24 protein-coding genes and 2 tRNA genes are annotated in these 26,669 nt (G+C 68.3%); 15 read left to right on the top strand and 11 right to left on the bottom strand.

Annotated features, from left to right (window positions below; genetic code table 11):
* Positions 1–90 precede the first annotated feature (90 nt).
* Together IEV64_RS07745 and IEV64_RS07740 are read right to left on the bottom strand one after the other, a co-directional pair.
* The gene (locus IEV64_RS07745) at positions 91–2,562 is read right to left on the bottom strand and encodes a methyl-accepting chemotaxis protein (RefSeq protein WP_188423557.1); all 2,472 of its coding nucleotides are present in this window, start codon (positions 2,560–2,562) and stop codon (positions 91–93) included.
* Positions 2,559–3,725 (bottom strand): ABC transporter substrate-binding protein, encoded by a 1,167-nt coding sequence (locus IEV64_RS07740; protein WP_268237516.1) that lies wholly within the window; start codon positions 3,723–3,725, stop codon positions 2,559–2,561. Before IEV64_RS07740 ends, IEV64_RS07745 begins: the two co-directional genes overlap by 4 nt.
* A gap of 296 nt (positions 3,726–4,021) precedes the next feature.
* On the opposite strand from IEV64_RS07740, the gene mutS reads away from it, so the two are divergent.
* The 5 genes from mutS (at position 4,022) to IEV64_RS07715 (ending at position 11,241) form a co-directional block, all read left to right on the top strand.
* Complete coding sequence (mutS, locus tag IEV64_RS07735; protein ID WP_188423555.1) at positions 4,022–6,781, top strand: DNA mismatch repair protein MutS; 2,760 nt, start codon at positions 4,022–4,024, stop codon at positions 6,779–6,781.
* Positions 6,778–9,021: a DNA mismatch repair endonuclease MutL gene (gene mutL, locus IEV64_RS07730; protein WP_188423554.1), complete on the top strand. Its 2,244-nt coding sequence runs from the start codon at positions 6,778–6,780 to the stop codon at positions 9,019–9,021. Before mutS ends, mutL begins: the two co-directional genes overlap by 4 nt.
* 159 nt (positions 9,022–9,180) lie before the next feature.
* Positions 9,181–9,483, top strand: a complete 303-nt coding sequence (locus IEV64_RS07725) for a hypothetical protein (RefSeq protein ID WP_049920537.1) — start codon at positions 9,181–9,183, stop codon at positions 9,481–9,483.
* Positions 9,484–9,569: 86 nt separating this feature from the next.
* A complete protein-coding gene (gene kdgK1, locus IEV64_RS07720) occupies positions 9,570–10,526 on the top strand; it encodes a bifunctional 2-dehydro-3-deoxygluconokinase/2-dehydro-3-deoxygalactonokinase (protein WP_188423553.1) in 957 nt (318 codons plus the stop codon).
* Positions 10,527–10,596: 70 nt separating this feature from the next.
* Positions 10,597–11,241, top strand: a complete 645-nt coding sequence (locus IEV64_RS07715; RefSeq protein ID WP_188423552.1) for a DUF6663 family protein — start codon at positions 10,597–10,599, stop codon at positions 11,239–11,241.
* Between the two features lie 42 nt (positions 11,242–11,283).
* Here IEV64_RS07715 and IEV64_RS07710 read toward each other — a convergent pair whose 3' ends face one another.
* Positions 11,284–11,451, bottom strand: coding sequence for a hypothetical protein (locus IEV64_RS07710; protein WP_007274856.1), 168 nt, complete (start codon positions 11,449–11,451; stop codon positions 11,284–11,286).
* A gap of 178 nt (positions 11,452–11,629) precedes the next feature.
* Positions 11,630–12,127 (bottom strand): DUF7344 domain-containing protein, encoded by a 498-nt coding sequence (locus IEV64_RS07705; RefSeq protein ID WP_004970421.1) that lies wholly within the window; start codon positions 12,125–12,127, stop codon positions 11,630–11,632.
* Between the two features lie 261 nt (positions 12,128–12,388).
* Between IEV64_RS07705 and IEV64_RS07700 the strand changes: the two genes are divergently transcribed.
* The 9 genes from IEV64_RS07700 to IEV64_RS07660 all read left to right on the top strand — a co-directional run bounded on the left by IEV64_RS07700 (position 12,389) and on the right by IEV64_RS07660 (position 19,206).
* A complete protein-coding gene (locus IEV64_RS07700) occupies positions 12,389–12,814 on the top strand; it encodes a CopG family ribbon-helix-helix protein (protein ID WP_004970423.1) in 426 nt (141 codons plus the stop codon).
* 73 nt (positions 12,815–12,887) lie between these two features.
* On the top strand, positions 12,888–13,148 hold the full coding sequence (locus IEV64_RS07695; RefSeq protein WP_007274857.1) for a glutaredoxin family protein: 261 nt from the start codon (positions 12,888–12,890) through the stop codon (positions 13,146–13,148).
* A 101-nt stretch (positions 13,149–13,249) separates the two neighbouring features.
* Positions 13,250–13,669, top strand: a complete 420-nt coding sequence (locus IEV64_RS07690; RefSeq protein ID WP_049920539.1) for a DUF7539 family protein — start codon at positions 13,250–13,252, stop codon at positions 13,667–13,669.
* Positions 13,670–13,679: 10 nt separating this feature from the next.
* Complete coding sequence (locus IEV64_RS07685) at positions 13,680–13,862, top strand: hypothetical protein (RefSeq protein ID WP_004970428.1); 183 nt, start codon at positions 13,680–13,682, stop codon at positions 13,860–13,862.
* A gap of 120 nt (positions 13,863–13,982) precedes the next feature.
* Entirely contained in the window at positions 13,983–16,799 is a 2,817-nt protein-coding gene (locus tag IEV64_RS07680) for an aconitate hydratase (RefSeq protein WP_007274859.1), read from the top strand.
* Between the two features lie 156 nt (positions 16,800–16,955).
* Positions 16,956–17,405 (top strand): DUF6069 family protein, encoded by a 450-nt coding sequence (locus IEV64_RS07675; RefSeq protein ID WP_049920524.1) that lies wholly within the window; start codon positions 16,956–16,958, stop codon positions 17,403–17,405.
* A 323-nt stretch (positions 17,406–17,728) separates the two neighbouring features.
* Positions 17,729–18,517 (top strand): DUF7260 family protein, encoded by a 789-nt coding sequence (locus IEV64_RS07670; protein WP_188423551.1) that lies wholly within the window; start codon positions 17,729–17,731, stop codon positions 18,515–18,517.
* Positions 18,514–18,933: a metal-dependent transcriptional regulator gene (locus IEV64_RS07665; protein ID WP_188423550.1), complete on the top strand. Its 420-nt coding sequence runs from the start codon at positions 18,514–18,516 to the stop codon at positions 18,931–18,933. The genes IEV64_RS07670 and IEV64_RS07665 overlap by 4 nt, the downstream gene beginning before the upstream one ends.
* Before the next feature lie 105 nt (positions 18,934–19,038).
* A complete protein-coding gene (locus IEV64_RS07660; RefSeq protein ID WP_188423549.1) occupies positions 19,039–19,206 on the top strand; it encodes a hypothetical protein in 168 nt (55 codons plus the stop codon).
* Positions 19,207–19,385: 179 nt separating this feature from the next.
* On the opposite strand, the gene dpsA is transcribed toward IEV64_RS07660, so the two are convergent.
* Entirely contained in the window at positions 19,386–19,916 is a 531-nt protein-coding gene (gene dpsA, locus IEV64_RS07655; RefSeq protein WP_188423548.1) for a DNA starvation/stationary phase protection protein DpsA, read from the bottom strand.
* 443 nt (positions 19,917–20,359) lie between these two features.
* Between dpsA and IEV64_RS07650 the strand changes: the two genes are divergently transcribed.
* The gene (locus IEV64_RS07650) at positions 20,360–21,040 is read left to right on the top strand and encodes a hypothetical protein (protein WP_007274864.1); all 681 of its coding nucleotides are present in this window, start codon (positions 20,360–20,362) and stop codon (positions 21,038–21,040) included.
* Positions 21,041–21,085: 45 nt separating this feature from the next.
* Here the strand turns inward: IEV64_RS07650 and IEV64_RS07645 are convergent, their stop codons facing one another.
* The 6 genes from IEV64_RS07645 to IEV64_RS07620 form a co-directional block, all read right to left on the bottom strand.
* A complete protein-coding gene (locus tag IEV64_RS07645) occupies positions 21,086–22,237 on the bottom strand; it encodes an ABC transporter ATP-binding protein (protein ID WP_007274865.1) in 1,152 nt (383 codons plus the stop codon).
* A gap of 117 nt (positions 22,238–22,354) precedes the next feature.
* Complete coding sequence (locus tag IEV64_RS07640) at positions 22,355–23,299, bottom strand: carbohydrate ABC transporter permease (protein ID WP_004970443.1); 945 nt, start codon at positions 23,297–23,299, stop codon at positions 22,355–22,357.
* Complete coding sequence (locus IEV64_RS07635; protein WP_394295366.1) at positions 23,296–24,363, bottom strand: carbohydrate ABC transporter permease; 1,068 nt, start codon at positions 24,361–24,363, stop codon at positions 23,296–23,298. Before IEV64_RS07635 ends, IEV64_RS07640 begins: the two co-directional genes overlap by 4 nt.
* A gap of 10 nt (positions 24,364–24,373) precedes the next feature.
* Entirely contained in the window at positions 24,374–25,531 is a 1,158-nt protein-coding gene (locus IEV64_RS07630) for an ABC transporter substrate-binding protein (protein ID WP_049920540.1), read from the bottom strand.
* Positions 25,532–26,332: 801 nt separating this feature from the next.
* Positions 26,333–26,407: transfer RNA gene (locus tag IEV64_RS07625), tRNA-Ile, on the bottom strand.
* 97 nt (positions 26,408–26,504) lie between these two features.
* Positions 26,505–26,577 (bottom strand) — tRNA-Asn (locus IEV64_RS07620).
* Positions 26,578–26,669: the final 92 nt, after the last annotated feature.

Genomic DNA, 26,669 nt, shown 5'->3' with positions numbered 1-26,669 from the left:
GAGAGAGTCGAAACGAGGGTGGAAGGGCCGAGTCGGGGGACAGTGGTTCAGACGGCCGCGCGGCCGCGCTTTGGCGGAGCGGTCGCGGCGTCAGTCGGTTCGGTCGGTGTCGTCGTCGGTGCGGCCGGTGCGGGCGGGGGCGTCACCGTCGAGGCCGCCGTCAGTCGCCGGCGCGTCGAAGTCGGCGACTGAAGCGCCGTCGGAGTCGGCGAGCGCGTCGTCGCGGTCCGCGGCGTCGTGGTCGACGGTGAACTCGGAGACGAGCGACATCAGCCGCTCGGACTGGGTGGCGAGGCGGTCCGCGCCGTCGGAGACCTCGCTGAGCGAGGCGGTCTGTTGTTCGGCCGCGGCCGCGACCGACTCGGCGCGCTCGGCGGTCTCGTCGCTGATATCCGAGACGCGGTCCATCATCGACGCGACCTCCTCGGTCGAGGCGGCCTGCTCGTCGGTGGTCCGGCTGATTTCGTCGACGCCGTCGGTCGTCTCGCGGACGTTCTCGACGATGGTGTCCAGCGAGTCGCGGGCGGTCTGGACCGCGTCGACGCCGGAGTCGACGGCGTCGCGGGTCTCGCGCATCTCGGAGACGGACGCCGCGGACTTCGCTTGGACCTCCTCGATGGTCGCCTCGATCTCCTCGGCGGAGGCCTTGGTCTCGCCGGCGAGTTCCTTGACCTCGTTGGCGACGACCGAGAAGCCCTCGCCGGCCTCGCCCGCGCGGGCGGCCTCGATGTTCGCGTTGAGCGCGAGGATGTTCGTCTGCTCCGCGATGTCGGTGATGAGTTCGACGATGTCGCCGATTTCGGCCATGTCGCCTTCGAGGTCCTCGATGCGGTCGACCGTCCGGCGGGTCTGCGCCTCGACGGTCTCGATAGTGTCGATGGCGTCGGCGGCCGCCTCGTGGCCGCCCTCGCTCGCTTCGAGGGTGTGTTGCGCCGTCTGTTCGAGTTCGCTCGCCGAGGAGGCGACCTCCTCGATAGTCGCAGAGAGGTTGCTCGTCTCGCCGGTCGTCTGCCGGAGGTTCTCGCGCTGTTCGTGCGCGCCCTCGGCCATGACCTGCGTGGATTCGCTGACCTGTCGGCTCGCGCGCTCTATCTCCTGGGAACTCGCGGTGACCTCCTGACTGGCCGCGGCGACGGTCTCGGAGAACTCGACGACCTCCGCGACGGTCGCTTCGAGCTCGTCGGCCATGTCGTTGAACGACCGCGCCATCTCGTTCATCGCGTCGTTGTCGGCGTCCTCCGACATCCGGCGCGTGAGGTCGCCGTCGGCGGCGTCGGCCATCGTCTCGCTGAACTCGGCGGCCTTCGCTTCGAGTTCGGTGATGAGGGCTTCCAGTTCCGTGTGCGTCTGGCCCATCGACTCGCCGAACGACCCCGGGATGTCCTCGTCGAGGACGGGGTCATCGAAGCGCTTGTCCGCGAGCGCTTCGGCCTGCCCGGCGACCGTCGTCAGGTACGACTGCATCGACTCGAAGGAGTCGTACAGCCGGCCCATCTCGTCGACGCGGGCGGTGTTCGGGAGGTCGCCGTCGACCTCGCCGTTGGCGATGTCGTCGGCGTTGCGGGCGACGACCGAGAGGGACCGCGCGGTGCCGCGACCGATGGTCGCGCCGACGAGGAACAGCGCGCCGACGGCGAAGGCGACGAGGAACATCACGTTCGTCGTCACCTGCGACTGGAGCGCGAACGCCCGGTCGGCCGGGACGTGGTAGGTGAGCACCCAGTCGGTGCCGGTGATGGGCGCGTACGCCATCGCGTACTCGCCGGGCTCCATGCCCGTGCGGGCGGAGACGACCTCGTAGCCGGTCTGCCCGGAGAGCGCGGCGTCGATGGCCTCGACGGACGAGCCGTCGGCGGCCGCGTACTCGTCGAGGATAGACGCCTTGCGGTTGTCGAACAGGATGGTCCCGGACTCGGTGACGACCTTGGTGTCGCCGGTCGCGTAGGGCGATTCGAACTGGTGGGAGCCGGCTTCGAGCGACGCCGTCAGGACGACTGCGCCGTTGGCTCCGGAGACGGGCGCGGCGAACGCGACGACCGGCTCGCCGCCGGACTCGTAGGGCGCGGAGACGGTCACGGACTGGCCCGACGCCAGCGCCGCGGCGTCGTCGGCCCACGGCGCGGACAGCGAGTCGAGCGACTGGCCGGTCGCGCTGTCGGTCGTGCTGGCGACGACCGCGCCGGTGTCGGCGTCGACGTAGTGGAGCGAGCGAACGTCGCCGGAGAGCTGGATGAGCTTCCCTTCGAGCCACCGCTGGTGGTCGGCCGCCGAGGTTCCCGCCGGCTGGTCGGCGAGCGACTCGGCGAGGAACGAGACGGTCGACTCCTTCGAAGTCACCCAGTCGGAGACCGACTTCGCCTCCGTCGCCGCCGCGCCGCGAATCTGCGATTCGGTCTGCGACTCGACCACCGACTTCGTGTCGAAGTGGATGTACGCGCCCGCGCCGCCCATGACGACCGCGATGAGGAGGAGCACGACCCCGAACTTCGCCGCGTAGCGCCGGCGAATCACGTTCGGAAGCGCCCGTTCGAGCAGGCTCGTCAGCCGCGAAAACGGGTTCATTGTCCACCTCCGGACTCGAAGAACTGGCGCTGGAGGAGTTCGACCTGCTCGACCGAGCCGTTGCGGACCCGCTCGACGAGGTACGAACTCAGCGGTTCGAGCGCGTCGGTGAGGTCGACCCCGCTCGACGCGCCCTGATAGTTCAGTTCGCGGCCGGCGTCGACGAGCGTCCGAACCCGGTCGAACTCGCCGACGGAGACCGTGTGGCCGGTCCCGCCCGAGACGGCCTGCAGGGCGTCGGCGATGGCCGGACCCGACGCCTCGCCGGCGTACTCCGCCGCCGTCGCCATGAGGAACAGGGCGTCGTAGGCGTTCGCCGCGTAGGGCTGGAGCGGCGCGATGTCGGAGAGCCGCTGGGTGAGGTGGAAGTAGCCGTCCGTCCGAACCGACGAGAGCGAGGCGCTGTAGAAGCCCTCGTAGTAGGGCGGAATCTCGCCGTCGAACATGCCCGCCGAGAAGACCCACGGGGCCTCGTGGTCGGACGCGCCGTAGGCGTCGAGGACGCCCCGTTCCTGTCCGGGGACGCTGACGAAGCCGACCGCGTCGGGCGAGTCGGCGAACGCCTCGTCGACGGCGCCGCCGAACTCCGCCGCGCTCGGGTCGTAGCTGACCTCGGTGACGACCTCCGCGTCGAGTTGGTCGCCGAGCGCGGTGCCGAGGTCGGAGCCGAACGCCCCGTCGACGGTGAGGAGGGCGACCCGGTCGGCGTCGGCGTACTGCGTCGCGTCGAGAATCTTCGCCATCGCGGTCGCCTGCAGGCTGTCGCTCGGGACGGTCCGGCCGAAGAACTTCCGGCCGTCGGCGCGCCCGGCGTCCGAGAGCCGCGGGTTCGTGCTCGCCGGACTCATCTCCATGACGGCGTCGTCGGCCGCCTTCGGAGCGAGCGCGAGCGACACGTCGCTGACGAGGCCCCCGACGAAGCCGACGACGCCCGCGTCGGCCAGCGAGGTGTAGCCGTCGGTCGCGACCGACGCGGACCCCTCCGTGTCCACGGTGGTCAGTTCGACCGGCCGCCCGAGCACGCCGCCGGCCCGGTTGATGTCCTCGACCGCCTGCTCGGCGGCGCGCTTGCCGTGCGTTCCCACCTGCTCCAGCGACCCGCTGACGGGCAACATCGCCCCGAATCGAACGGGCTCCCCGGACTCCGTTCCGAACGTCCCCACGCACCCGGCGAGCGAGCCGAGCCCCACCGCGCCGGCGGCCGCGCGGAGAAACGTTCGTCTATGGTGCCTGACTGTCACAGATTGCCCGAGACAACTCCCGTATATAATTTTGGGCCGCGGATTATCATACGCTGTATTTTTGGGACGATTGTCCAACATCGAACACGAAACGTAGATGTGCTACCATACGACACGACGTCGGGTCGGCGCGTCGGGCGGTCGGATTTCGGGACGCGCGCACTCCCGACGGACGGGGCATCGTAGCGTTTTATCCGCCGGCCCGCCCACGTGCGGACATGACTACTCAGGGAATCGTCGGACAGTTCCTCTCGTTGAAAGAGGAGACCGACGCCGACCTGCTCGCCATGCAGTGCGGCGACTTCTACGAGTTCTTCGCCGACGACGCCGAGACGGTCGGCCGCGAGCTCGACCTCACGGTCTCCCAGAAGTCCTCGCACGGGTCGTCGTACCCGATGGCGGGCGTGCCGCTGAACGACCTGACGCCCTACCTCAAGGCGCTCGTCGAGCGCGGCTACCGGGTCGCCGTCGCCGACCAGTACGAGACCGAGTCCGGCGACCTCCGCCGGGAAATCAAGCGCGTCGTCACGCCGGGGACGCTCCTCGAAACCTCCCGCGCCGACGCGCAGTTCCTCGCGGCCGTCGTGACCGCCGGCGACGGCGTCGGCCTCGCGTTCGCCGACATCACCACCGGCCAGTTCCTCGTCACCGAGGCCGCGACCGTCGACGACGCCGCGGCCGAACTCTACCGCTTTGCCCCCGTCGAGGTCCTCCCCGGTCCGGACCTGCGGAGCGACGACGAGACGCTCTCGCGCCTGCGCGAGGCCACCGACGCCTCCTTCTCGCTTTTCTCCACCGAGGCGTTCGCGCCGGGTCGCGCCCGCCACGCCGTCCGCGAGCAGTTCGGCGCGTCCACGGTCGATAGCGTCGGCCTCGACTCCGACCTCGCGACTCGCGCCGCCGGCGGCGTCCTCGCCTACGTCGAGGAGACGGGCGCGGGCGTCCTCCGGTCGATGACGCGCCTGCAGGTCTACCACCCCTCGGACCTGCTCGAACTCGACGCGACCACCCAGCGCAACCTCGAACTCATCGAGACGATGCACGGCGACCGCTCGGGGTCGCTTTTCGACACGATAGACCACACCGTCACCTCGCCCGGCGGCCGCCTCCTCCGCGAGTGGCTGACCCGCCCGCGACGCGACCGCGACGAACTCGCCCGCCGACTCGACGCCGTGGAGTCGCTCGCATTGGCCGCCCTCGCCCGCGAGCGCGTCCGCGAGGTACTTGACGGGGCGTACGACCTCGAACGACTCGCCTCCCGGTCGGCGTCCGGGAGCGCCCGCGCGTCCGACCTGCTTTCGGTCCGCGACACCCTCTCTGTGCTCCCCGCCCTCGCCGACGCCATCGAGGGGACCGAACTCGCCGACTCCCCGCTCGCGGAAGTCGTCTCGCGGCCCGACCGGGACGCCGCGGCCGACCTCCGAGCCGACCTCGACGACTCGCTCGCCGAGGACCCGCCGAAGACGGTCACGCAAGGCGGGCTGTTCCAGAAAGGCTACGACGACGACCTCGACGACCTCATCGAGCGCCACGAGTCGGCGAAGTCGTGGCTCGACACGCTCGCCGACCGCGAGAAGCGGGCCCACGGCCTCTCGCACGTCACCGTCGACCGCAACAAGACCGACGGCTACTACATTCAGGTCGGCAAGTCGGTCGCGGACCAGGTGCCCGACCACTACCGGCAGATAAAGACGCTCAAGAACTCCAAGCGCTTCGTCACCGAGGAGTTAGAGGAGAAGGAACGCGAGATTCTCCGGCTCGAAGAGGCCCGCGGCGACCTCGAGTACGAACTGTTCGAAGACCTCCGCGAGCGCGTCGCCCGGCGCGCCGAACTCTTACAGGACGTGGGCCGGACCATCGCCGAAATCGACGCGCTGGCGTCGCTCGCCACCCACGCCGCCGGCAACGGGTGGACGCGTCCCGAACTCACCGAGGCCGGGGCGCTCGACATCGAGGCCGGTCGCCACCCGGTCGTGGAGACGACGACCGACTTCGTCCCGAACGACCTCCGCATGGACGACGACCGCGGCTTCCTCATCGTCACCGGGCCGAACATGTCCGGCAAATCGACGTACATGCGGCAGGCGGCGCTCATCACGCTCCTCGCGCAGGTGGGGAGCTTCGTCCCCGCCCGAAGCGCCACCGTCGGCGTCGTCGATGGCATCTACACCCGCGTCGGCGCGCTGGACGAACTCGCGCAGGGCCGCTCGACGTTCATGGTCGAGATGCAGGAGCTGAGCAACATCCTCCACTCGGCGACCGAGGACTCGCTCGTCATCTTAGACGAGGTGGGCCGCGGGACCGCTACCTACGACGGCATCTCCATCGCGTGGGCGGCCACCGAGTACCTCCACAACGAGGTGCGCGCGAAGACGCTGTTCGCCACGCACTACCACGAACTGACGAGCCTCGCGGACCACCTCGACCGCGTCGCCAACGTCCACGTCGCGGCCGACGAGCGCGACGGCGACGTGACGTTCCTCAGGACCGTCGTCGACGGCCCGACCGACCGGAGCTACGGGATTCACGTCGCCGACCTCGCGGGCGTCCCGCACCCGGTGGTCGACCGCGCCGGCGACGTGCTCGACCGACTCCGCGAGGAGAAGGCCATCGAGGCGAAAGGCTCCGGGTCGTCGGAACCCGTACAGGCCGTCTTCGACGTGGGAAGCGGGCAGATGAACGTCGCCGAAGTCGATGGGACTGGCGGCGATTCGGCCGGCTCCGGCGCGCCCGCGAACGGCGCGACTGGCAACGACGCGGCGGGCAACGGCTCGGTGGACGCGGCCGCGGCCGTCGAGTCGAAGTCCGAGGCGGGCGACGCCGGGACCGAGGCCGAGTCCGAGGCCGCGCTGGACCCGGAGACCGAAGCCGTCCTCGACGAACTGCAATCGACCGACGTGAACGACACGTCGCCGCTGGACCTGATGGCGAAGGTGCAGGCGTGGCAGTCGAAACTCGACGGCGGTGACGGCGAATGAGCGACATCAAACAGCTCGACGAGAAGACCATCCAGCGCATCGCCGCCGGCGAGGTGGTCGAGCGGCCCGCCTCGGTCGTCAAGGAGCTGTTCGAAAACAGCCTCGACGCGGACGCGACGCGCATCTCCGTGGCCGTCGACGCCGGCGGCGTGGAGGGCGTCCGCATCCGCGACGACGGCGTCGGCATGAGCGAAGAAGACCTCGAACTGGCCGTCCGCGAGCACACGACGAGCAAAATCGGCGACATCGAGGACCTCGAAGCCGGCGTCGGCACCCTCGGCTTCCGCGGCGAGGCGCTCCACACCATCGGCGCGGTGTCGCGGTTGACCATCCGGTCGAAGCCCCGCGGCGGCGACGTGGGCACGGAGCTGAAATACGAGGGCGGCGAGGTCGAGTCGGTTCGACCCGCCGGCTGTCCAGAGGGGACCGTCGTCGAGGTCGACGACCTGTTTTACAACACGCCCGCCCGCCGGAAGTTCCTCAAGACGACGGCGACCGAGTTCGACCACGTCAACGCGGTCGTCACCCACTACGCGCTCGCCAACCCCGACGTGGCCGTCTCGCTCGAACACGACGACCGCGAGGTGTTCGCCACCGAGGGCCGCGGCGACCTGCAATCGACCGTGCTCTCGGTGTACGGCCGCGAAGTCGCCGAGTCGATGGTGCCCGTGGACCACGACGCCCCCGGCGTCGCCGTCTCGGGGCTCGTGAGCCACCCCGAGACGACACGGAGCACCCGCGACTACCTCTCGACGTTCGTCAACGACCGCTACGTCACGGACCGCGTGCTCCGCGAGGCCGTCCTCGACGCCTACGGCGGCCAACTCGACGCCGACCGCTACCCCTTCGCGGTGCTGTTCGTCGAGGTCGCGCCCGACGCCGTGGACGTGAACGTCCACCCGCGGAAGATGGAGGTCCGCTGGGACGACGAGTCCGGCGTCAAGCGCGACGTGACCGAGGCGGTCGAAGACGCCCTCCTGAGTCACGGTCTCGTCCGGTCGTCGGCCCCGCGGGGGCGGTCGAAAGCCGACGAAGCGGCCATCGAACCCGGTTCGTCGGGCGACGACGCGGCCTCGTTGGACCCACACGAGGTCCGAGAGTCGGATTCGGACGGCGAATCGGGAGACGCGGGCGACGCCGACCCCCCGTCAGCGCGGGACGTGCAGTCCGCGCGGGAGGCTCGGGAGGACCGAGCGGTCCACGAGTCGGGCCCTCGGGCGAACTCGGACGCGACCGCGACCCGCGACGCCGACCCGGACACCACGACTGCAACTGAACGGGAGGCGGGCGTCGACGCCGACAGTCCCGCTGGCGACCACGGCTCGCACGGTCCGACCGCCGAGACGCCTGCTGACTCGTCCGGAGCGACCGACCCGCCATCGTCCACGCCGCCGACGCCGCCCCGCGAGTACGACCTCGCGCCGGGGCCGGAGACGACCGAGCAGTCGTCGCTTTCGACCGACGACGAGACTGAACCGGAGGCGGCGCAGGACGCAAATTCGTCGGTCGAACCGGGTACTGACGAGAAAGAACCCCGAAGCCGCCGCTCCCGAATCGCCGCGCCGACGACCCAGCGCGACCTCTCGGGCGAGGAGGCGGACCTCTCGCCGGCGTTCGACTCGCTCCCGTCGATGCGAATCATCGGCCAACTCGCGGACACCTACATCGTCGCCGAGACCGACGAGGGGCTGGTGCTCGTCGACCAGCACGCCGCCGACGAGCGCGTGAACTACGAGCGCCTGAAAGGCGAGGTCGAAGGCGACACGCCGACGCAGGCGCTGGCCGAATCGGTCGAACTCGAACTCACCGCGCGCGAGGCGGCGCTGTTCGAGGAGTACCGCGAGGCGCTGGCGCAGGTGGGCTTCCACGCCGGGCGAACCGGCGAGCGGACCGTCTCGGTGCGGACCGTCCCGGCGGTGTTCGACGCCGCGCTCGACCCCGGCCTGCTCCGCGACGCGCTGACGGCGTTCGTCCGCGAGGAGGTCGACGGCGGCCGGAAGACCGTCGACGCCGTCGCCGACGAACTGCTGTCTGACCTCGCGTGTTACCCCTCCATCACTGGCAACACGTCGCTTCGGGAGGGCTCCGTGCTCGACCTGCTCGCGGCGCTCGACGACTGCGAGAACCCCTACGCCTGCCCGCACGGGCGTCCGGTCATCGTCGAGTTCGACCGCGACGAAATCGCCTCGCGCTTCGAGCGCGACTACCCCGGCCACGGCGGGCGGCGGCGCGAGGAGTAGCCCGAGCGGGTCGGGTCGGGTCGGGTCGGGTCGGGTCGAGTTGGGGCAGGTCGGGCGGGCGCGGCCGTCTCGTCGCGCTGGTCTCGCCGCCCTGCCCCGAGTCTCGGAACCGATAGCCGCGGCGAGGATTCAAGTCGGGGCACCGAGACAATGGAGGCGATGAACCCGCTGGTCGTTCTGGGCGTCTGCTTCGGGCCGCTGGTGCTCGTCGTCTCGTATCTCTTCACCGCGGCGACGGGGCCGAGCGTGCCGCCGTGGGCCGACGCGGTCGGGCAGGCGATTCGGCTCTACGGGACGGCGGCCGCCGTAATCGTCGGCCCGCTGGCGCTCTACGCCGACCGACTCGACCTCGCCCGCGAGAGCGACTGGGTTCCCTCGCCCGTGTACTACCTCGTGGCGGTCCCGTTCCTGAGCATCCCCATCGCGTTCATCTACCTCGTCCGGCGGCTGACCGCCACGTGAGCGGGCGCGGGGCGACCGAATCGGCCGCGGGCGCGAACCTCGTCGGCAACGCCGGAGGTTTATATCGCGCCCGCGAACGGCCGTCCATGACAGCACTCGTGACCTTCGGCGAGACGATGCTTCGGCTGTCGCCGCCGCGTGGCGAGCGACTCGAAACCGCCCGCGAACTCGAAGTGCAGGCGGGCGGCGCGGAGTCGAACGTCGCCGTCGCCGTCGCCCGACTCGGACGGGACGCCGCGTGGTTCTCGAAGCTCCCCGACTCGCCGCTCGGCCGGCGAATCGTCGGCGAACTCCGGAGCCACGGCGTCGACACCGACGGCGTCGTCTGGGCCGACGACTCCCGACAGGGCGTCTACTACCTCGAACACGGGGCGGCCCCGCGGCCGACGAACGTCGTCTACGACCGCGCCGACGCGGCCGTGACGACGCTGGAGGCTGGCGAGTTCGACCTCGACGCCGTCCGCGACGCCGAGGTGTGCTACACGACCGGCATCACGCCCGCGCTCTCCGAGACGCTCCGCGAGACCACGGCCGACGTGCTCGACGCGGCGCAGGACGCCGGGACGATGACCGCCTTCGACCTGAACTACCGGGCGAAGCTCTGGTCGCCCGACGAGGCGGCCGAGGCCTACCGCGACCTGCTCGGTTCCATCGACCTGCTTTTCGCCGCCGAGCGCGACGCGGCGACCGTCCTCGGGCGCGACGGCGACGCCGAGTCCGTCGCCCGCGGACTCGCCGAGGACTACGGTATCGAGACCGTCGTCGTCACTCGCGGCGAGGCGGGGTCGCTCGCGGTGTCCGACGGCGCGGTGTTCGAACAGGGCGTCTACGAGGCCGAGACCTACGACGCCATCGGCACCGGCGACGCGTTCGTCGGCGGCTACCTCGCGAAGCACCTCGACGGCGGAAGCGTGGCCGAGTCGCTGGAGTGGGCCTCGGCGACGGCGTCGTTCAAGCGGACCGTCGAAGGGGACATCGCCGTCGTCAACCCCGAAGACGTCGAGCGCGTCGTCGCCGACGAGGGCAACGGCATCTCGCGGTGAGCCGACGGGCGTCCCGACGACCGGACGGCCGACCGGCAGGCGTATTTCCGTCCGCCCAGTAGCCGCGGACATGGAGGTCACGACGACCGGCCGGTTCCGGGTCTATCGCAGTCCGCGCGACGGAGACGAACTCCTCTTGCTCGAACTCCCCGACGAGCGCATCGACTGGACCGACCCGGCCGTCGAGACCGACGCCGACGACGCCTACTCGCCGACGTACGTGCCGCAAACCGGCTACGGCGGCGACCTCGCCGAGCGCGTCTCGGCGCTCGAATCCGGAAACGAAATCGAGGCCACCCTGCGCTGGGAGGACGGCGACCCGCGCTTTGCGGCCGTGACGGTCCGCGACCGGACCCGCTTCCGGTTCGTCGGGGCCGCGACGGGGCTGTTCGAGGCCGCCCGCGAGACGTGGCGGGCGACCGGCGACGGCGAGGCCATCGGCTCGCGCGTCACCTACGGCACCGACGGCGACCCGAACGCCGTGCTCTACGTCTTCGCGAAACAGCCCGGCGCGCGCGACCTGTTCGACGAGTTCGGCGACGGCGTCGTCCCGCTGGACCCGCTTTTGGACCGTCTCGACGACGAGACCGACGCGCCGGACGTGCCCCGCGAGGTGTTCGTCCTGCGCCCCCTCGACGAGGAGTTCGTCCTCGTCGCCATCGCGCTCGACCGCGAGGGGCTGTTCGCGCGGACGATGCGCGACACCTACTGCTGACGCGCCCCGCGAGTCGCGCGGGCTGATGGCGACCGCCGCGGCTCACGCGGGACCGTCGTCGGCGTCGCTCGGCGCGCGGGACCCGCACTCGGAACACCGGTAGACGGTTCGCCAGCCGCCGCCGGTGACGTACCGCCGCCGAAACGAGTGTTTCGCGCCGCACTCGCCGCAGACCGTCGGCGGCCCGTCCGGGTCGGCCGAGTCGTGCATACGCCCAGTCGTGGCGGAGACAACCTAACTGTCACGCCGCCGGGCGTCGCCGCCGGGGCGTCTCCGTGCGTCGAGCGGTCGCTGGTCGGGAGAGCGCCGGGTCGGTCGTGGCGGACCGGGTCGGTTGCGAAGCGCCGGGGACTGGAGACGCGACAGGAAAGCGGGGCGACGGAGCGCGTCAGTCCTCTTGGGACCAGCGCTGGTAGACCGCGGAGCCGCCGAGAACGGCGAAGACGAGCGAGCCGAGACCGGGCGCGCCGACGGCCGAGATGACGGGGACGCCGACGACGACGGCAATCATGAGGACGATGCCGAGCGCGGCGAGGGCGGCGTAGTACTCGCTCCACGAGAGTTCGCCCTCGGGGACGACCTCCATGTAGACCGTCACGTCGCCCGCCTCGGCCAACGAGACGACCTTCGACTCCTCGTCGTAGTGCACGATGTCCAGTTCGACGAGCTTCGGGATATGGGTCTGTTGTAGCGAAACGTAGGCGCTCTGTCGGATGTTTCGCGGCGGCGGCGACTCCCCGGTCTCGGCTTCCGCGATGCGCTCCGAGAGTTCGCGGAGGGTCAGGTCGCCGTCCTGGAGGAACTCGATGGCCATCCGCCGGCGGTCGTTACTCAGTACCTCGTGAATTCGCGTCTCGGAGAGCCCGGGTTCGGATGTTGTCGCCATACGAGGATTCGATCGGTTTGTGACTGGTCGCTTCTCCTATATCAACAGTTCGCCTCCGGTATCGGAATCGAAAACGCCGACGGCGACGGAACACCCGGACGGAACCGCCGTCAGCCGAGGTTTCGGGGCGCATTGGCGACCGACGGCGGCCGAGAACCGGCCAACAGATACTTGCAACATCGTTCCCCCGTCGCGGTGCGAGCGGAGCCGATTCGGGGGACGATACGAATCTTTAATAGGAATTCCTACCGGAGTTAATATATGACCGTCGTCAGCGTCTCCATGCCGGAGGAGCTTCTGGAACGCATCGACTCGTTCGCCGGCGAGCACGGCTACACGGGGCGAAGCGAGGTCGTCAGGGAGGCCGCCCGGAACCTCCTCGGCGAGTTCGAGGACAAGAAGCTCGAAGACCGCGAGCTGATGGCCGTCGTCACCGTCATCTTCGACTACGAGACGACCGCCGTCGAAGAGCGGATGATGGGCCTGCGACACGAGTACGAGGGCCTCGTGAAGTCGAACTTTCACAACCACGTCGGCAACCACTACTGCATGGAGCTGTTCGTCCTCGAAGGACAGCTCTCGGACATCTCGACGTTCGTCGGGAAGATTCGCGCGACCCGCGACACCCTGAGCGTCGACTACTCGGTGATGCCGGTCGACGAGTTCACGGGCATCGTCGAGGACTGACGGGTCGGGACAAACGCCGCCGGAGACGACGCCGACGAGAAGACTCAACAGGCCGCGGCGGCGACATCGAGCGATGAGCGACGCCGTCCCCATCGTCATCTACACGCGCACGGAGTGCCACCTCTGCGACGAGGCCGAAGCGACCGTCCGCGAGGTCGCCGCGGAGGCGGACGTCCCGGTCGATATCGACCTCGTGAACGTCGACGCCGACGAGGAACTCCGCGAGAAGTACGGCGAGCGCGTGCCGTACGTCTACGTCGACGGCCGGCCCGCGTTCAAGTTCCGCGTCGACGCCGACCGACTCAGGGAGAAGTTGACCGCCGCGCGGGAGTGAGCGGCGTCGTCCGCGCCGTCACCGACGGCGACGAACGACGCCGGGGTCGCGCGCTTCGAGGCGGGCGTACGACTATCACCTCGGCGCACCTTCTGATACGCATGGAAGCTGACAGACGACTCCTCCGAGGGGCGCGGGAGCGGCTCGATGGATGGACGTACACGGCCCGCGACCGGGCGTACCGCGAGCTGTTCGCCGGCGACGACGCCGCCGTCACGGCCGAGGAGCGACAGCTTCTCGACGAGGTGGACGCGGAACTCGCGGGCGACGGCGACGACGGGCTCTGGGGCACAGACGAGTACGCCGTCGTCATGGGCCATCCGAAGAACCACCCGATTTCGGTCGTCTGCACCCGTCACTCCGAGATTCCGGCGTCGTGGTCGCGGGGCGGCGAGAGCCTGACCGAACCCGAGCGCGAGCAGTTCAACGACCTCCTGTGGGACTACTGCGAGCGCGTCCGCCGGTACGTCCAAGACGAGGTCAACGAGTTCGTCGGGGTCGCGGCCGTCCCGGAGGAGTAGCCCGAGGCCGATGCGCGTCATCCACCCGGCGGACCACCGGACCTGTTATCGGTGCGGCGAGCGCGCCGACGTGGTCGTCGCCCGCGGCCACGACCTTCGGTACAGCTGTTGGGACTGTTCGCACTCGCTTCTCGAACACGGCGGCGTCATCGTCGCGGGCGAACTGGGGAAGTCCCGCCCGCGGTCTCGGTGAACCCCGGCGGCACCCTCTCCAGAGTCCCAGATATCGCCGACTCGACCCGGGTTCGCCTCGATTCCGACGCCGTGAGAACGAGTCCCGTATTCAAGCCCCCGGAGACCCTAACGGTCGACTATGAGTGATGGAGATACGCTGGACGCCGTCCGTGAGTTCGAACACGACGGAACCACGTACAAGATGGCGGACCTGACCGTACTGGAAGAACAGGGCCTCTGCGAACTCGACAAACTCCCGGTGAGCATCCGCATCCTGTTGGAGTCCGTACTGCGGAACGTCGACGGCGACATCGTCACCGAGGAGGACGTGCGAAACGCCGCCTCGTGGGAGCCGGACGTGCCGAACGTCGAAGTCCCGTTCACGCCGTCTCGCGTGGTGTTACAGGACCTGACGGGCGTGCCCGCGGTCGTCGACCTCGCGGCGCTTCGGTCGGCGGCCGACCGCGCCGGCAAGGACCCGAAGCTCGTCGAACCCGAGGTGCCGTGTGACCTCGTCATCGACCACAGCGTGCAGGTCGACTTCTTCGGCTCGCCCGACGCCTACGAGAAGAACGTCGAGTTGGAGTACGAGCGCAACGCCGAGCGCTACAAGGCGCTCAAGTGGGCGCAGAACGCCTTCGACAACTTCAGCGTCGTCCCGCCGGGCACGGGCATCGTCCACCAGGTGAACCTCGAACACCTCGGGCGCGTCGTCCACGACCGCGAGTGGCGCGGCGACCGCTGGCTCCTCCCCGACACGCTCGTCGGCACCGACAGCCACACGCCCATGATAGGCGGCATCGGCGTCGTCGGCTGGGGCGTCGGCGGCATCGAGGCCGAGGCGGCGATGCTCGGCCAGCCCATCACGATGAAGCTCCCCGAGGTCGTCGGCGTCAGACTCGACGGCGAACTGCCGGAGGGCGCGACCGCGACCGACCTCGTGTTGCACGTCACCGAACAGCTCCGCGAGGTCGGCGTCGTCGACCGCTTCGTCGAGTTCTTCGGCCCCGGCGTGGGGAACCTGTCTGTCCCCGACCGGGCGACCATCTCCAACATGGCCCCCGAACAGGGGTCGACCATCAGCGTCTTCCCGGTCGACGAGGCGACGCTGGACTACCTCGAACTCACGGGCCGCGAACCCGAACACATCGAACTCGTCCGCGAGTATCTCGAATCGCAAGGCCTCTTCGGCGAGCAACACCCCGAGTACACGGAGACGGTCGACGTGGACCTCTCCGCCGTCGAACCGAGCCTCGCCGGACCGAAGCGCCCGCAGGACCGCGTCGCCATGGGCGACATGAAGACGCACTTCCGGAACCTCCTCTACGGCGAGTTCGAGGAGGTCGTCGCCGACGTGGACGAGGAGGCAATCACCCGCTGGCTCGGCGAGGGCGGGGGCGGCGACCCCGACGGCGAACTCGCGGGTGACGGCGGGACGCTGACCGAGACGCCCGAGGCGGCCCCCGACGAACCCGACCTCGGCGAGCTGACGAAGCGCGTCGAGGTCGACCTCGGCGGCGAGACGGTCGAAATCGGCCACGGGAGCGTCGTCGTCAGCGCCATCACGTCCTGTACGAACACCTCGAACCCCTCTGTCATGGTCGCCGCGGGCCTGCTCGCGCGCAACGCGCTGGAGAAGGGTCTCGACGTGCCGGAGTACGTGAAGACGAGCCTCGCGCCGGGGAGCCGCGTCGTCACGGAGTACCTGAAGAAGGCCGACCTGCTCCCGCACCTCGAAGCGCTCGGCTACGACGTGGTCGGCTACGGCTGTACCACCTGTATCGGCAACGCCGGGCCGCTCCCGGAACCCATCGAGAACGCCATCGACGAACACGGCCTGTGGACGACGAGCGTCCTCAGCGGCAACCGCAACTTCGAGGCGCGGATCCACCCGAAGATTCGCGCGAACTACCTCGCCAGCCCGCCGCTGGTCGTCGCCTACGGCCTCGCCGGGCGGATGGACATCGACCTCGAAACCGACCCGCTCGGAACCGACGACGAGGGCAACGCCGTCTACCTCGCGGACATCTGGCCGGACGCCGACGAGATTCGAGAGACCATCCACGACAGCGTCGACCCGTCGATGTTCCGCGAGAAGTACGCCGAGGTGTTCGAGGGCGACGAGCGCTGGGAGGCGCTCGAAGCGCCGACCGGCGACGTGTACGACTGGGACGACGACTCGACCTACATCCGCGAGCCGCCGTTCTTCACGGACTTCCCGCTGGAGAAACCCGGCGTCTCCGACATCGAGGGCGCCCGCTGTCTCCTGACGCTCGGCGACACGGTGACGACCGACCACATCAGCCCCGCCGGGCCGTTCGGGTCGAAGCTCCCGGCCGGCCGGTGGCTCGTGGACCACGGCGTCGACCCCGTGGACTTCAACACCTACGGCTCCCGCCGCGGCAACCACGAGGTGATGATGCGCGGGACGTTCGCCAACGTCCGCATCGAAAACCAGATGCTCGACGACGTGGAGGGCGGCTACACGATTCACCACCCGACGGGCGAGGAGACGACCGTCTTCGAGGCCAGCCAGCGCTACCGCGAGGAGGGAACCCCGCTCGTCGTCCTCTCGGGCGTCGAGTTCGGGACCGGCTCCAGCCGCGACTGGGCGGCGAAGGGGACGGACCTCCTCGGCGTGCGCGCGACCATCGCCGAGAGCTACGAGCGCATCTACCGCGACAACCTCGTCGGCATGGGCGTCCTCCCGCTCCAGTTCGAAGACGGCGACTCGTGGGAATCGCTCGGCCTCGACGGCTCCGAGCAGTTCGACATCCGCGGCCTCGACGACGGCCTCGAAGTCAACGACGAACTGACCGTCGTCGCCACGAGGGACGACGGGACCGAAATCGAGTTCGACGTGACCGCGCAGGTCGGCACCCCCGCCGCGGTGACGTACGTCGAAAACGGCGGCATCCTCCACTACGTGCTCCGTCGCCTCCTGACCGAGAACTGAGTCGGGGGAAATCGAAGGGCCGAGTCGGAAAACCGAGTCGAGGAACCGACTCGGAGCGACGCCTCGACCGTGTTCGACCCACGCGTCGGACTCACGGAGCGTCACGAATCGGCGAAGACGCGTAGATTCTTCACCGGATGTGTGCTACTATATATCATGGCAACCGTGACACCCGCGGCCCGCCCGACGTGGACGGACCTCACGCGTCGCGGGCTGGCGACCGCCGCGGTCGCAACCGTGGCGAACGCGTTCCTGTTGGCGCTCGTCCTCGAAACGGGGCTCGTCGAGCCGTTCGCGCCGCTTTCGTACCCGCCGGTCGTGCTCTTTTCGGCCGTCGGCGCGGTCGCGGCGACGCTCGTCTACGGGCTTTTCGCGGCCCGCGTCGCCGACGCGGACCGGACGTTCGTCAGGGTCGCCGCCGCGGTGCTCGTGGCGTCGTTCATCCCCGACATCGGACTCCTCTACGTCGACCCCGGCGCGACGGTGCCGGGCGTGGTCGTGCTGATGGTGATGCACGTCGTCGTCGCGGCGGTCTGCGTGGCGTCGTTCACCGAACTCGGCTGGGGCGTCCCGAAGGGAACCCACCCGGACGCGACCGAGGAGTGACCGCCCGACCGCCGGCATCCGGCCCCGACTGTGCCACTGCGAGACGACCGGAGCGCCGCGGCGGGTCCCCCACCTTCCACTGTGCGACCACCTTTTAGGATAGCCTAAAAACCGAAGACACTATGTTGTTTTAGGTTGGCCTAAACGGTATGGCCGACAAGGAGTCCCACCGGTCGTCGGGACCGAACCGACGCGGCGCGCTCGCGTGCGGCGGCGGAACCGCCGCGGGTGCGTGTTGAACATGCGCGATTGCCTCGGCGTCGAGACCACCGGGTCGGGCGCACCGGCGCGGTTGGGCGCACCGGACAGACGGGGACGCGGACGTGATTGGTGACGAGGCCGCGGACGTCCGAGACGCGCTGGGCCGCGTCGAGGGCGAGCGCGAGCAGGTGCTGGCGAAGCGACGGGCCGTCGAGCGGTTCGAGCGGCGCGTGCGAAAGCTCGCCGCACAGCCCGCGCGAGCGACCGCGTGCGGGACGGCGTCGATGCCGGCGGCGACCCGGCGAGACGCCGCCGGCGGGGGACGGCGACGGGTCCGCGAACTGTTCGCCGAGACGATACGCGCCCACAGCGTCGCCGACGGGGACGAGTCCGAACCGCTCTCGGTGACGATTCGCGAGGAGTTCGGACCGGAGGTCTCGGCGGCGCTCGATTCTGACACGGGAGGCCGGTTCACGCCGGCGGTCAAAGAGGCGGTCGTGTCGGCGGCGGCGGACCGGAAACGCGGCCTCGACGGGATGCGTCGGGCGCTCGACGGCGAGGAGCGGTCGCTCCGAGCGGCGCTCGCCGTGCTCGACGAGTGCGAAGACTGGCTGGTGCGGGCGGACGAGACGCCGCTTTCGGGACTGGGGTTCGACGCCCTCCGGCGGCGTCACGAGGCGCTCGCCGACCGCCGCGAGGCGTGCGACCGACTGGTCCGCGAGCGACAGCGTCGTCTCGGCGGGGCGACCCACCACACCGCGGCGGTCGAAGTCGACCACCGACTGCTCGCGGCGTATCTCTACGAGGACCGCGCGACCGACTACCCGGTCTTGGCGGCCGCGACCCGCGTTGACGGCGTCTGTGCGGACTGTCAGCGGGCCGTCCGCGACCACCTCGTCCGCCGCGTATGATCGGCGCGCCGCAGTACCTCCTCACGCTGTACATCGCCGAGCGGGAGGGCGACGAGGAGACGCCGATTTCGCCGGGCTACGTCGCCGACGCGCTCGACCGCTCGCCGCCCGCGGCGACAGAGCGCCTCCAGAACCTCGACGCCAAGGGGCTCGTGGAGTACGAGCCGTACGAGGGCGCGACGCTCACGGCGGAGGGCCGCGACGCGGCCGCGGACCTCTACGACACCTACCGGACCCTCTCGCGGTTCTGCCGGGACGTGCTCGGCCTCGACGACCACGAGGACGAGGCGATGCAACTCGTCGGAAACGTCAGCCGGACAGTCGCCGAACGCCTCGCGGCGACACTGCTCCGCGACGAGGCGGACGGGAGCACCGAGACGGGGTCGCAGTCGTCGCCCGACACGCTCGCGGAGTGAACGAGTCGAGCGGGACCGCAGAAAGTGTTATCTATCATTAATTGTCACGAATGCGCCGGGTCAGAACCGCACCCTTTTTGTTTTAGGTATCCCTAAAGTCTCGCAATGGGCGCAGGTACGCAGTCGAACTCTGAATCCGCGTCGGAGCCCGACCGACCCGACTCCCCCGAGATATCCGTCTGCAAGGGCGGACCGGGGAAGTCGGTGTTCATGGAGTCGGGCAACAGCGACGGCTGGATTTCGAGCGACGTGACTATCGACGTCACTCGGTAACGCCAGACCTCACTCGGTTCCGTTCCGTTCCATCCCGTCCCGTTCCGGCCCATTCGAAGGAGCGTGCTCGGGTCGCGAGCGCGGCGAGTACGGTCGCTACGCGTCTAACGGGGGTTCCGCGAGAAAACGGTCGGTCGTCGGAGCGGGGACCGGGTCCTCCGACGCGTCGGCGACGACGCTTACTGAACGAGCGTGTCGTCTTCGAGGTAGTGGTCGATGACGTGGGCGTGTTCTTCGATTTCGATGAGTTGCTCGCGGAGCATGTGGGCCGTCGCGTGGTCGCCGAGACCCGCGGCGAGTTCGATGTGCTCGCGGTAGCTCTCGATGATGTCGCCGTACATTTCGAGGTCGTTCTCCAGCGACGTGCGGATGTCGTAGGCGTCCTCGTCCTCGGGCTCGACGGTCGCGGCCTCGCTCAGCGCGGGCATGCTGGCGTGGGGGACGCCGCCGATGGACTGGAGGCGCTCTGCGACTTCGTCCGCGGCCTCCTCGACTTCCTCGTAGGCCTCCTGAAGGAACTCGTGGAGGCGGAGGTGTTCGGCACCCTCGACGTTCCAGTGGTGCTTGTGGAGCTGGTGGTAGAGGACGTACGCGTCCGCGAGGTCGGTGTTCAGCGCTTCGATTATCTGTTCGGCCTTCTCGGTGTCGAGTCGAACCGGGTTGTCGCCGACACTGCCTGCTTCCTTGAGGACTGACTTCTGTGTGCTCATCTCGACTGGTAGTTGGGGCTGGGGCCACTTAATACTTATCCGAGAACGAACAATTTTTCGTGTTGCCTAAAATCCCGTTTGTCGAAGTTGGCCAATCGCTTCGAAAACGGCGAATGAAGCGTGTGAACTGGGTACACGGGGTCGAACGGCTCGGCCGAAAGAGGGCGTCCGGTTCGCACCATATATCACATCTATTATGCTATTTTTCGCTCGGCCAGTCGCCGTTTCGTGCGGTTCGGTCAGTGCGAACGGAGACCCGATTTTTCGGGTCTGAGCCGGCCGCGAACCACCGTGTGCTCCACCGCGTCCGCGACGGTTCGGTCGTTCGACCAACACCCTTTTGCGCGGTGCCGTCCAGCGAATAGCCGTGTTCCGACCAGTGCCTAGCGCGGCCGACGACTCGCCGATGCGCGGCGTCACCGACCGCACGCGGGGAGCGTAAGGTGTTCGCCGACGCCCTCCGGTATCCGTTTGCGGACCGCACGCGAGTGGACGGCACCGCGACGTGCCTCGTCGCGCTCCTTGTCGCCGTGACGCTCCTCCGCCTCGCGGCGCGGCTCTGGCCCGACCTCACGTTTCTGGCGCCGGCGGCGCTCGGCGTCGTCCCGCTTTTCGCCTTCTTCGGTCTCGTCGGCGGCGTGCTCGCCGGCGACGGCTTCCCCTCACTGGCGACGGCCGAGACGCTCAGGCTCGCCGGGCGACTGCTCGGCGTCGCCGCCGTCTACCTCCTGCCGGCCGCGGTCACCGTCGTCGCCGTCGCCTACGTCACCGCGACCGGGACGGTTCCGGCCGTACTGACCGGCGTGACGACGGCGATGCTCGCGACCGTCGCGCTACTCGTCACGGTCGTCTGCGCGTATCTCTTGCCGGTCGCGGCCGCCGTGAGCGTCCGCGAGGGACTCCGCGCCGGGCTTCGACGAGACGCCCTTGGCGGGGCGGTCTCGGCGACGTACTTCCTCGCGTGGGTGGGCGCGGCCGTCCTCGTCGTCCTCTCGTGGAGCGCGCTCGCGGCGACGATTTCGCGGAGCGTCGCCGCCCTCCTGGCGCTCGGGTGGTGCGCGTACGCCCACGTCGCCGCCGCGGCGCTCGTCGCCGAAGGCGTCGACCGAACCCACCACTGGTGAGACGCGGCGCGCGGTCGAACGACGGGAAAAGGAGTCGCAGTCCGGTTAGCTGAGGTCGATCTGCTGTGCGGCTTCCTCCATCGACCGGTTGTGGAGCGCCTCGCCCGTGTTGCGGTCGAAGAGGTGAATCGCCTCCTCGGGAATCCGCGCGACCACCGCCTCGCCCGAACTGACGGGGGTGAGGCCGTCCGTGGTCGCGACCAGCGTCGCCGCGCTCTCGGAGTCCGCGTCGGGGTCGAACTGCAGGTACAGCGTGTTCTCGTCGCCCATCGGTTCGACGACGTCGACCGTCATCTCGAAGTCGTGGTCGCCGCCCGCGGTCTCGACGAGTTCGACGGACTCGGGTCGGATTCCGAGGACGAGCTCGGTCGCGTCGCCGACGTCGTCGCGTATCTCCGCGCCGACCGGGTACTCGAAGGCGTCACCGACCAGCCGGTCGCCTTCGAGCGTCACGTCGAAGAAGTTCATCGACGGCTCGCCGAGGAAGCTCGCGACGAACTGGTTCGCGGGCTCGTGGTAACACTCGAGCGGCGTCGCGATCTGCTGGAGCTCCCCGCCGTCGAGGATGGCGATTCGGTCGCCCATCGTCATCGCCTCCGTCTGGTCGTGGGTGACGTAGACGGTCGTGACGCCGAGGTCGTCTTGGAGCCGCTGGAGCTCCGTCCGCATCTGCGCGCGGAGCTTCGCGTCGAGGTTCGAAAGCGGCTCGTCCATCAGGAACACCTCGGGGTCGCGCACGATGGCGCGGCCGAGCGCGACGCGCTGTTGCTGGCCGCCCGAGAGGTCGCTCGGCTTCCGGTCCAGCAGGCTCGGGATGTCGAGGAGGTCGGCCGTCTCCGAGACCATCCGGCTGATTTCGTCGTCCGGGAGGTCCGTCGACTCCTCCAGGCCGAACGACATGTTCTGGCGGACGGTCATGTGCGGGTACAGCGCGTACGACTGAAACACCATCGCGATGTCCCGTTCCTGAGAGGGGACGTCGTTGATGACGCGGTCACCGAGCGAAATCGTGCCCGACGTAATCGTCTCCAGGCCCGCGATCATCCGGAGCGTCGTCGACTTCCCACAGCCCGATGGGCCGACGACGACGAGGAACTCCCCGTCGTCGATCGACATCGAGATGTCGTCGACAGCGACGATTTCGTCGTCGCCGTCCTGGAACGTCTTCGTTATCGAATCGAGTTCAAGCGTTGCCATATCTCTGAGTAGGTATCGTTAGTGAGCTGTCGGTTCCGCGCCGCGGCGAGCGCCTCCGGCGGCCGCGGTCGCCGTTCGAGTCGGCCTCGACGGCGGCCACGTCCCTGTGACGACGCGTCACGCGGCCACCCCCTCGGCGAACTCGTCGCCGAAGAAGATGTACACCGCGAGCGTCGGGAGCGCCGCGAAGAACGCCCCGGCCATCCGGAGCGCGAAGTCCTGTCCCTCCATCGAGGTGCCGAGCCCGGCGAGAATCAACACGACGGGGGCCGCGGGACTCGACTCCGTCGAGACGAGCACCAGCGTGAACAGGAGGTCGTTCCATATCTGGGTGAACTGGTAGATGAGGACCACGGCGAACATCGGCCCCGAAAGCGGGAAGACGATGCGCCGGTACACCCGACGGAGCGTCGCCCCGTCGAGGCGCGCGGACTCTATCATCTCTTCGCTCATCGTCTTGTAGTACGTCCGGAACAGGAGCGTACAAATCGGAATCCCGTAGGCGACGTGCGTCACCACGAGCTCGACGATGCCGACGTAGTCGTCCGGGATACCGAGCGCCCAGACGAACGAAAGCAGGTCCGTGAGCTGAGCCCACTGCGACCAGAACTGCGTCAGCGGCACCAACACGGCCTGGTACGGGATGAAGATGCCCGCGATGATGAGCGCCAGCACCAGCGCCTTGTACGACTGCTTCCAGTCGGGAATCGTCAGCCCGTACGCCGTGATGCTCCCGACGAACGCCGAGATAATCGTCGCGGGCACGGCGTACAGCATGCTGTTGCCCATCCCTCGCAGGAGGGCCTCGACCGCCGCCTGCCACTTCGCCAGCGTGAACCCGGACGGTCCGGGCGGGGCGAACGGCGCGGTCTGGACGATTGCGGTCCCGGTCTTGATCGACGTGACCAACCCGGACTCGATCGGGACGAGATAGAACCCCGCCGCCAACAGCAGGACGACGTACAGACCGGCGTCCTCTATCGTCATCTGCTCGACGTTCCGGCGTAGCCGGTCCGTGATCGTCGCCGTTCCGCCGTCCGTTCGAAGCGTGTCGTCTTTCATAGGTTGTTCCTCCGGTATTCGTAGACGAGGTACGGGCCGATGACGCCGAGCGCCATCGCAAAGAGGACGATTGCAATCGCCGCGCCGTACGCCCAGTTGAGGTTCGCATACGCCTCGCGGACCATCTTCGTCGCCAAGATGTCGGCTCCGTTCGGCGGCCGGTAGCCGCCGACCAGCGAGTAGAGGAAGTCGAACGCCTTCATGCCGAACACCATCAGCACGACGGCGGCGCTTATCGTCGCGCCCTTCAACTGCGGGATGATGACCCGCCAGTACATCTTCAGCGTCGACGCGCCGTCGACTTTCGCCGCCTCGTAGTGTTCGTCCGGAATCGCGCGGAGTCCGGCGAGGTACACGACCATCGCGTACCCGGAGAACTGCCACATCAACGCGAAGATGACCGCCCAGAGGACGATGTTCTGATCGCCGAGCCAGCTAATCGGGCCGAGTCCGAAAACGCCGATGACGCGGTTGGCAATCCCGTTGTTGAAGTTGTAAATCCACAGCCAGAACTGCGCCGTCACGACGAACGAGAGGCTCATCGGCAGTAGATAGATCGTCCGGAACGAGTTCTCGAACCGGATTCCGCGGTCGATAAGAATCGCCAGTATGAGGCCGACCGCGAGCGTCCCTGCCGTGAACGCGACGAGCAGGATGAACGTGTTGACCGCGGCGTCGATGAACCCCGAGTCCGCGAGCGCCCGCGTGTACATCTCGAAGTCGAGGTTCGAGTAGTCCGGCGCGTTCGCGAACCGCTGGTAGTCGGTCAGCGAGATGAGGAAGTTCCAGATGACCGCGCCGTAGACGAAAAGCCCCATCAGCAGGAACGGCGGAATCCAGAAGATCGACGATTCGAGGAAGTCGCTTCCGAGCCGATCGTCTATCCCCGCGGCGAGGCGGTCCAAGACGCCCGATTCGGCCCCCGGATTCGGGGAGTCCTCGCTTACGACGCCACCGTCGGTACGGACCGCGTCGCGCCCGCTTTCGTCACCGTCGCCGACCCGCTGGTCGTCGCTAGCACTGAGGTTGATCGCACGGCGCACTCGTTGATAAAAATTTGACATTTCTTACGGTTCAGTTCGAGACCGCGTCCAGGAACCCCTGCGTCGCGGCGTCGACGTTGTACGGTCCGGTGAACTCCGAGGAGATGACTTCGTTGAGCGCCGTCATCGTCGAAGAGGAGACACCGAGTCCGTGCTGGAGGTTCGGCGGACGGTACTCCGCGTTGGCGAAGTCCTCGGCGGTCTCCTGGAGGTACGGTCCGAACTCTTCCATGCTCACGTCGGTCCGGGTCGGAATCGAGCCCTTGTACTGGTTAAACGCGATCTGCGCCTCGGGACTGCCGACGAACGCCGACCAGGCCTTCGACGCCTCCGGCGTCGGGTTGTCGGCCGGGTAGAGGAACGAGTCCATGTGGAGCGTGTACATCCCCTCCGTGCCGGGGAACGTCTTGAAGCCCCAGTCTTCGCCGTAGTCGAAGTTCTCGGCGTTCCGGAACGCGCCGGCCGCCCAGTTACCCTGGTGGATGAAGGCGGCGTTGCCGTTGATGATGTTCTGGTTCGACGAGGTGAGGTTGAGCGAGGCCGCGTCGTCGGAGATGTAGTTTTCGAGCATCTCCGCGGTCGTCTCGAAGGCCGAGCGAACCGCGCTCTCGGAGGCCTCACCGTTGAGGAAGTCCATGTACGGCTGGTAGCCGTTCACGCCGAGCATCACGGCGCCCCACAGCTGTGTCGTCGTCCACGTGCCGGACATCGCGTGGGTCATCGGAACCGCGTCGGTCTCGCTTTGCACCGTCTCGAACGCGTCGATGAGCGCCGAGGGGCTGTTCAGCGAGTCGACGTCGATGCCGGCCTCATCGACGACCGAGACGTTGTAGAACAGGCAGTTCAGGCGGTGGGAACCCAGCGGGACGGCCCGGTAGCTACCGCCCTGCTGGTGGAGTTCGACCGCCTCGTCGATCATCACTTCTTCGAAGTTGTTCTCCTCCCAGACGTCGTCGACGCTTCCGAGGACGCCCTCGTAGCGGAGGAGGTTCGGGCCCGGCCAGTTGGCGAACGAACCCGGCGGGTCGTTGCTCTGGAGCCGGTTCGCAATGACCGCGTCGAGGTTCTGATTCCCGCCGCCGCCGATGGGGTTCATGTCGAGACCGACGTCGGGATAGGCCTCGTTGAACGCCGCTTCGAGCGCTTCGGCCGCCGCGGCGCCGTCGCCGCCGGTCCAGCCGTGGAGCACCTCGACCGGGGCGCTACTACCGCCGTCACCGCCGTCGCCGCCGTCTTCGGTGGTACTGTCGCCACCCGCTTCAGTAGTACCACCGTCGCCGCCGTCATCGGAACCGCCGCCGCCGGAACAGCCGGCGAGCCCCATCGTCGCGAGCGCTCCCGCGCCGGCGACGTACTGGCGCCGACTGAGTCGACTATTATCAGACTGGCTATCGCGTGACATGCATGAAAAATATTGGACCCATCGTACTTAACGATTGATATTCATTTACTCGGGATAATAGTAAAAATTCTCAGACGGGGCTAATCACCAGAATTCCGGAGGAAGAAACCCTCGAACGTCAGGTATCTCGTCCGAGCACAATCGCCGACTTCCCGCTGTGTGGCTCGACGTCGCCGTCAACGGCGAACGCAGAGCAGTTGGACGCGTGACGTGAACGGGAAGCGAAATAAACGCTGTGAGAGCGGCAGTCGCGTCAGTTCGCGTCTCGTCCTCGATGGAGGGGATGCGCGCGCAGTACTTGCACCTCGCATCTTCGCCGCGCGCGCCGAGTAATCGACGAGGCACCACTCGTGACAGCTCCGACACCGGTACTCGACGTACCGCCACAGGTCCGTCTCTCGACGAGCCCGCGACATCTACCGAACACCCCCGGCTAAAGTTATCGCCCGACCGCGGGCACGTCCGTGAGCAGAGCTTATGGAACTGGGATTTTTGGGCGTTTTGATATTTCGCGGAAACGGGGAAGTCAGGCGCGTGAGGGTCCGTAGATGGCCTTTTTCATCAGCAACGGAGCGACTAAAAGTATTATGGGCCCCATGGGGTTCGAACCCATGACCACCCGGTTATGAGCCGAGCGCTCTGACCAGACTGAGCTAGGGGCCCTCGGTCGATTCTTTCCCGTCGTCCCTCTTATGTCTTATCAGAAGCCGTCGCCGACGAACCGGAGACGAGTCGCTCGTCGGGGTGAGAAACGGAGAAGCGCCACCGCCAGGACTCGAACCTGGGACAACCTCGTTAACAGCGAGGTGCTCTACCAACTGAGCTACGGCGGCTTTCGTCTGCACTCTCTCGTATTCGATGTTTCTTGATAGGGCTTTCGTTTTTAACCGACGGCTGGCGGATGCCACCGCCTGACGCGGTCGCA

Source organism: Haloferax sulfurifontis (assembly GCF_014635105.1).
Lineage (GTDB): Archaea > Halobacteriota > Halobacteria > Halobacteriales > Haloferacaceae > Haloferax > Haloferax denitrificans.
The sequence above is the reverse complement of the archived record's forward strand: the minus strand, read 5'-3'. Positions and strand labels throughout refer to the sequence as shown.

Coding starts and splice junctions, on each gene's coding strand:
- IEV64_RS07660 (WP_188423549.1), top strand. CDS start 19,039: ATGGGCGCAGGTACGCAGTCGAACTCTGAATCCGCGTCGGAGCCCGAC.
- kdgK1 (WP_188423553.1), top strand. CDS start 9,570: ATGACAGCACTCGTGACCTTCGGCGAGACGATGCTTCGGCTGTCGCCG.
- IEV64_RS07745 (WP_188423557.1), bottom strand. CDS start 2,562: ATGAACCCGTTTTCGCGGCTGACGAGCCTGCTCGAACGGGCGCTTCCG.
- IEV64_RS07705 (WP_004970421.1), bottom strand. CDS start 12,127: ATGGCGACAACATCCGAACCCGGGCTCTCCGAGACGCGAATTCACGAG.
- IEV64_RS07715 (WP_188423552.1), top strand. CDS start 10,597: ATGGAGGTCACGACGACCGGCCGGTTCCGGGTCTATCGCAGTCCGCGC.
- IEV64_RS07675 (WP_049920524.1), top strand. CDS start 16,956: ATGGCAACCGTGACACCCGCGGCCCGCCCGACGTGGACGGACCTCACG.
- IEV64_RS07690 (WP_049920539.1), top strand. CDS start 13,250: ATGGAAGCTGACAGACGACTCCTCCGAGGGGCGCGGGAGCGGCTCGAT.
- IEV64_RS07635 (WP_394295366.1), bottom strand. CDS start 24,363: ATGTCAAATTTTTATCAACGAGTGCGCCGTGCGATCAACCTCAGTGCT.
- mutS (WP_188423555.1), top strand. CDS start 4,022: ATGACTACTCAGGGAATCGTCGGACAGTTCCTCTCGTTGAAAGAGGAG.
- IEV64_RS07665 (WP_188423550.1), top strand. CDS start 18,514: ATGATCGGCGCGCCGCAGTACCTCCTCACGCTGTACATCGCCGAGCGG.
- IEV64_RS07640 (WP_004970443.1), bottom strand. CDS start 23,299: ATGAAAGACGACACGCTTCGAACGGACGGCGGAACGGCGACGATCACG.
- IEV64_RS07645 (WP_007274865.1), bottom strand. CDS start 22,237: ATGGCAACGCTTGAACTCGATTCGATAACGAAGACGTTCCAGGACGGC.
- IEV64_RS07700 (WP_004970423.1), top strand. CDS start 12,389: ATGACCGTCGTCAGCGTCTCCATGCCGGAGGAGCTTCTGGAACGCATC.
- IEV64_RS07685 (WP_004970428.1), top strand. CDS start 13,680: ATGCGCGTCATCCACCCGGCGGACCACCGGACCTGTTATCGGTGCGGC.
- dpsA (WP_188423548.1), bottom strand. CDS start 19,916: ATGAGCACACAGAAGTCAGTCCTCAAGGAAGCAGGCAGTGTCGGCGAC.
- IEV64_RS07725 (WP_049920537.1), top strand. CDS start 9,181: ATGAACCCGCTGGTCGTTCTGGGCGTCTGCTTCGGGCCGCTGGTGCTC.
- mutL (WP_188423554.1), top strand. CDS start 6,778: ATGAGCGACATCAAACAGCTCGACGAGAAGACCATCCAGCGCATCGCC.
- IEV64_RS07695 (WP_007274857.1), top strand. CDS start 12,888: ATGAGCGACGCCGTCCCCATCGTCATCTACACGCGCACGGAGTGCCAC.
- IEV64_RS07710 (WP_007274856.1), bottom strand. CDS start 11,451: ATGCACGACTCGGCCGACCCGGACGGGCCGCCGACGGTCTGCGGCGAG.
- IEV64_RS07680 (WP_007274859.1), top strand. CDS start 13,983: ATGAGTGATGGAGATACGCTGGACGCCGTCCGTGAGTTCGAACACGAC.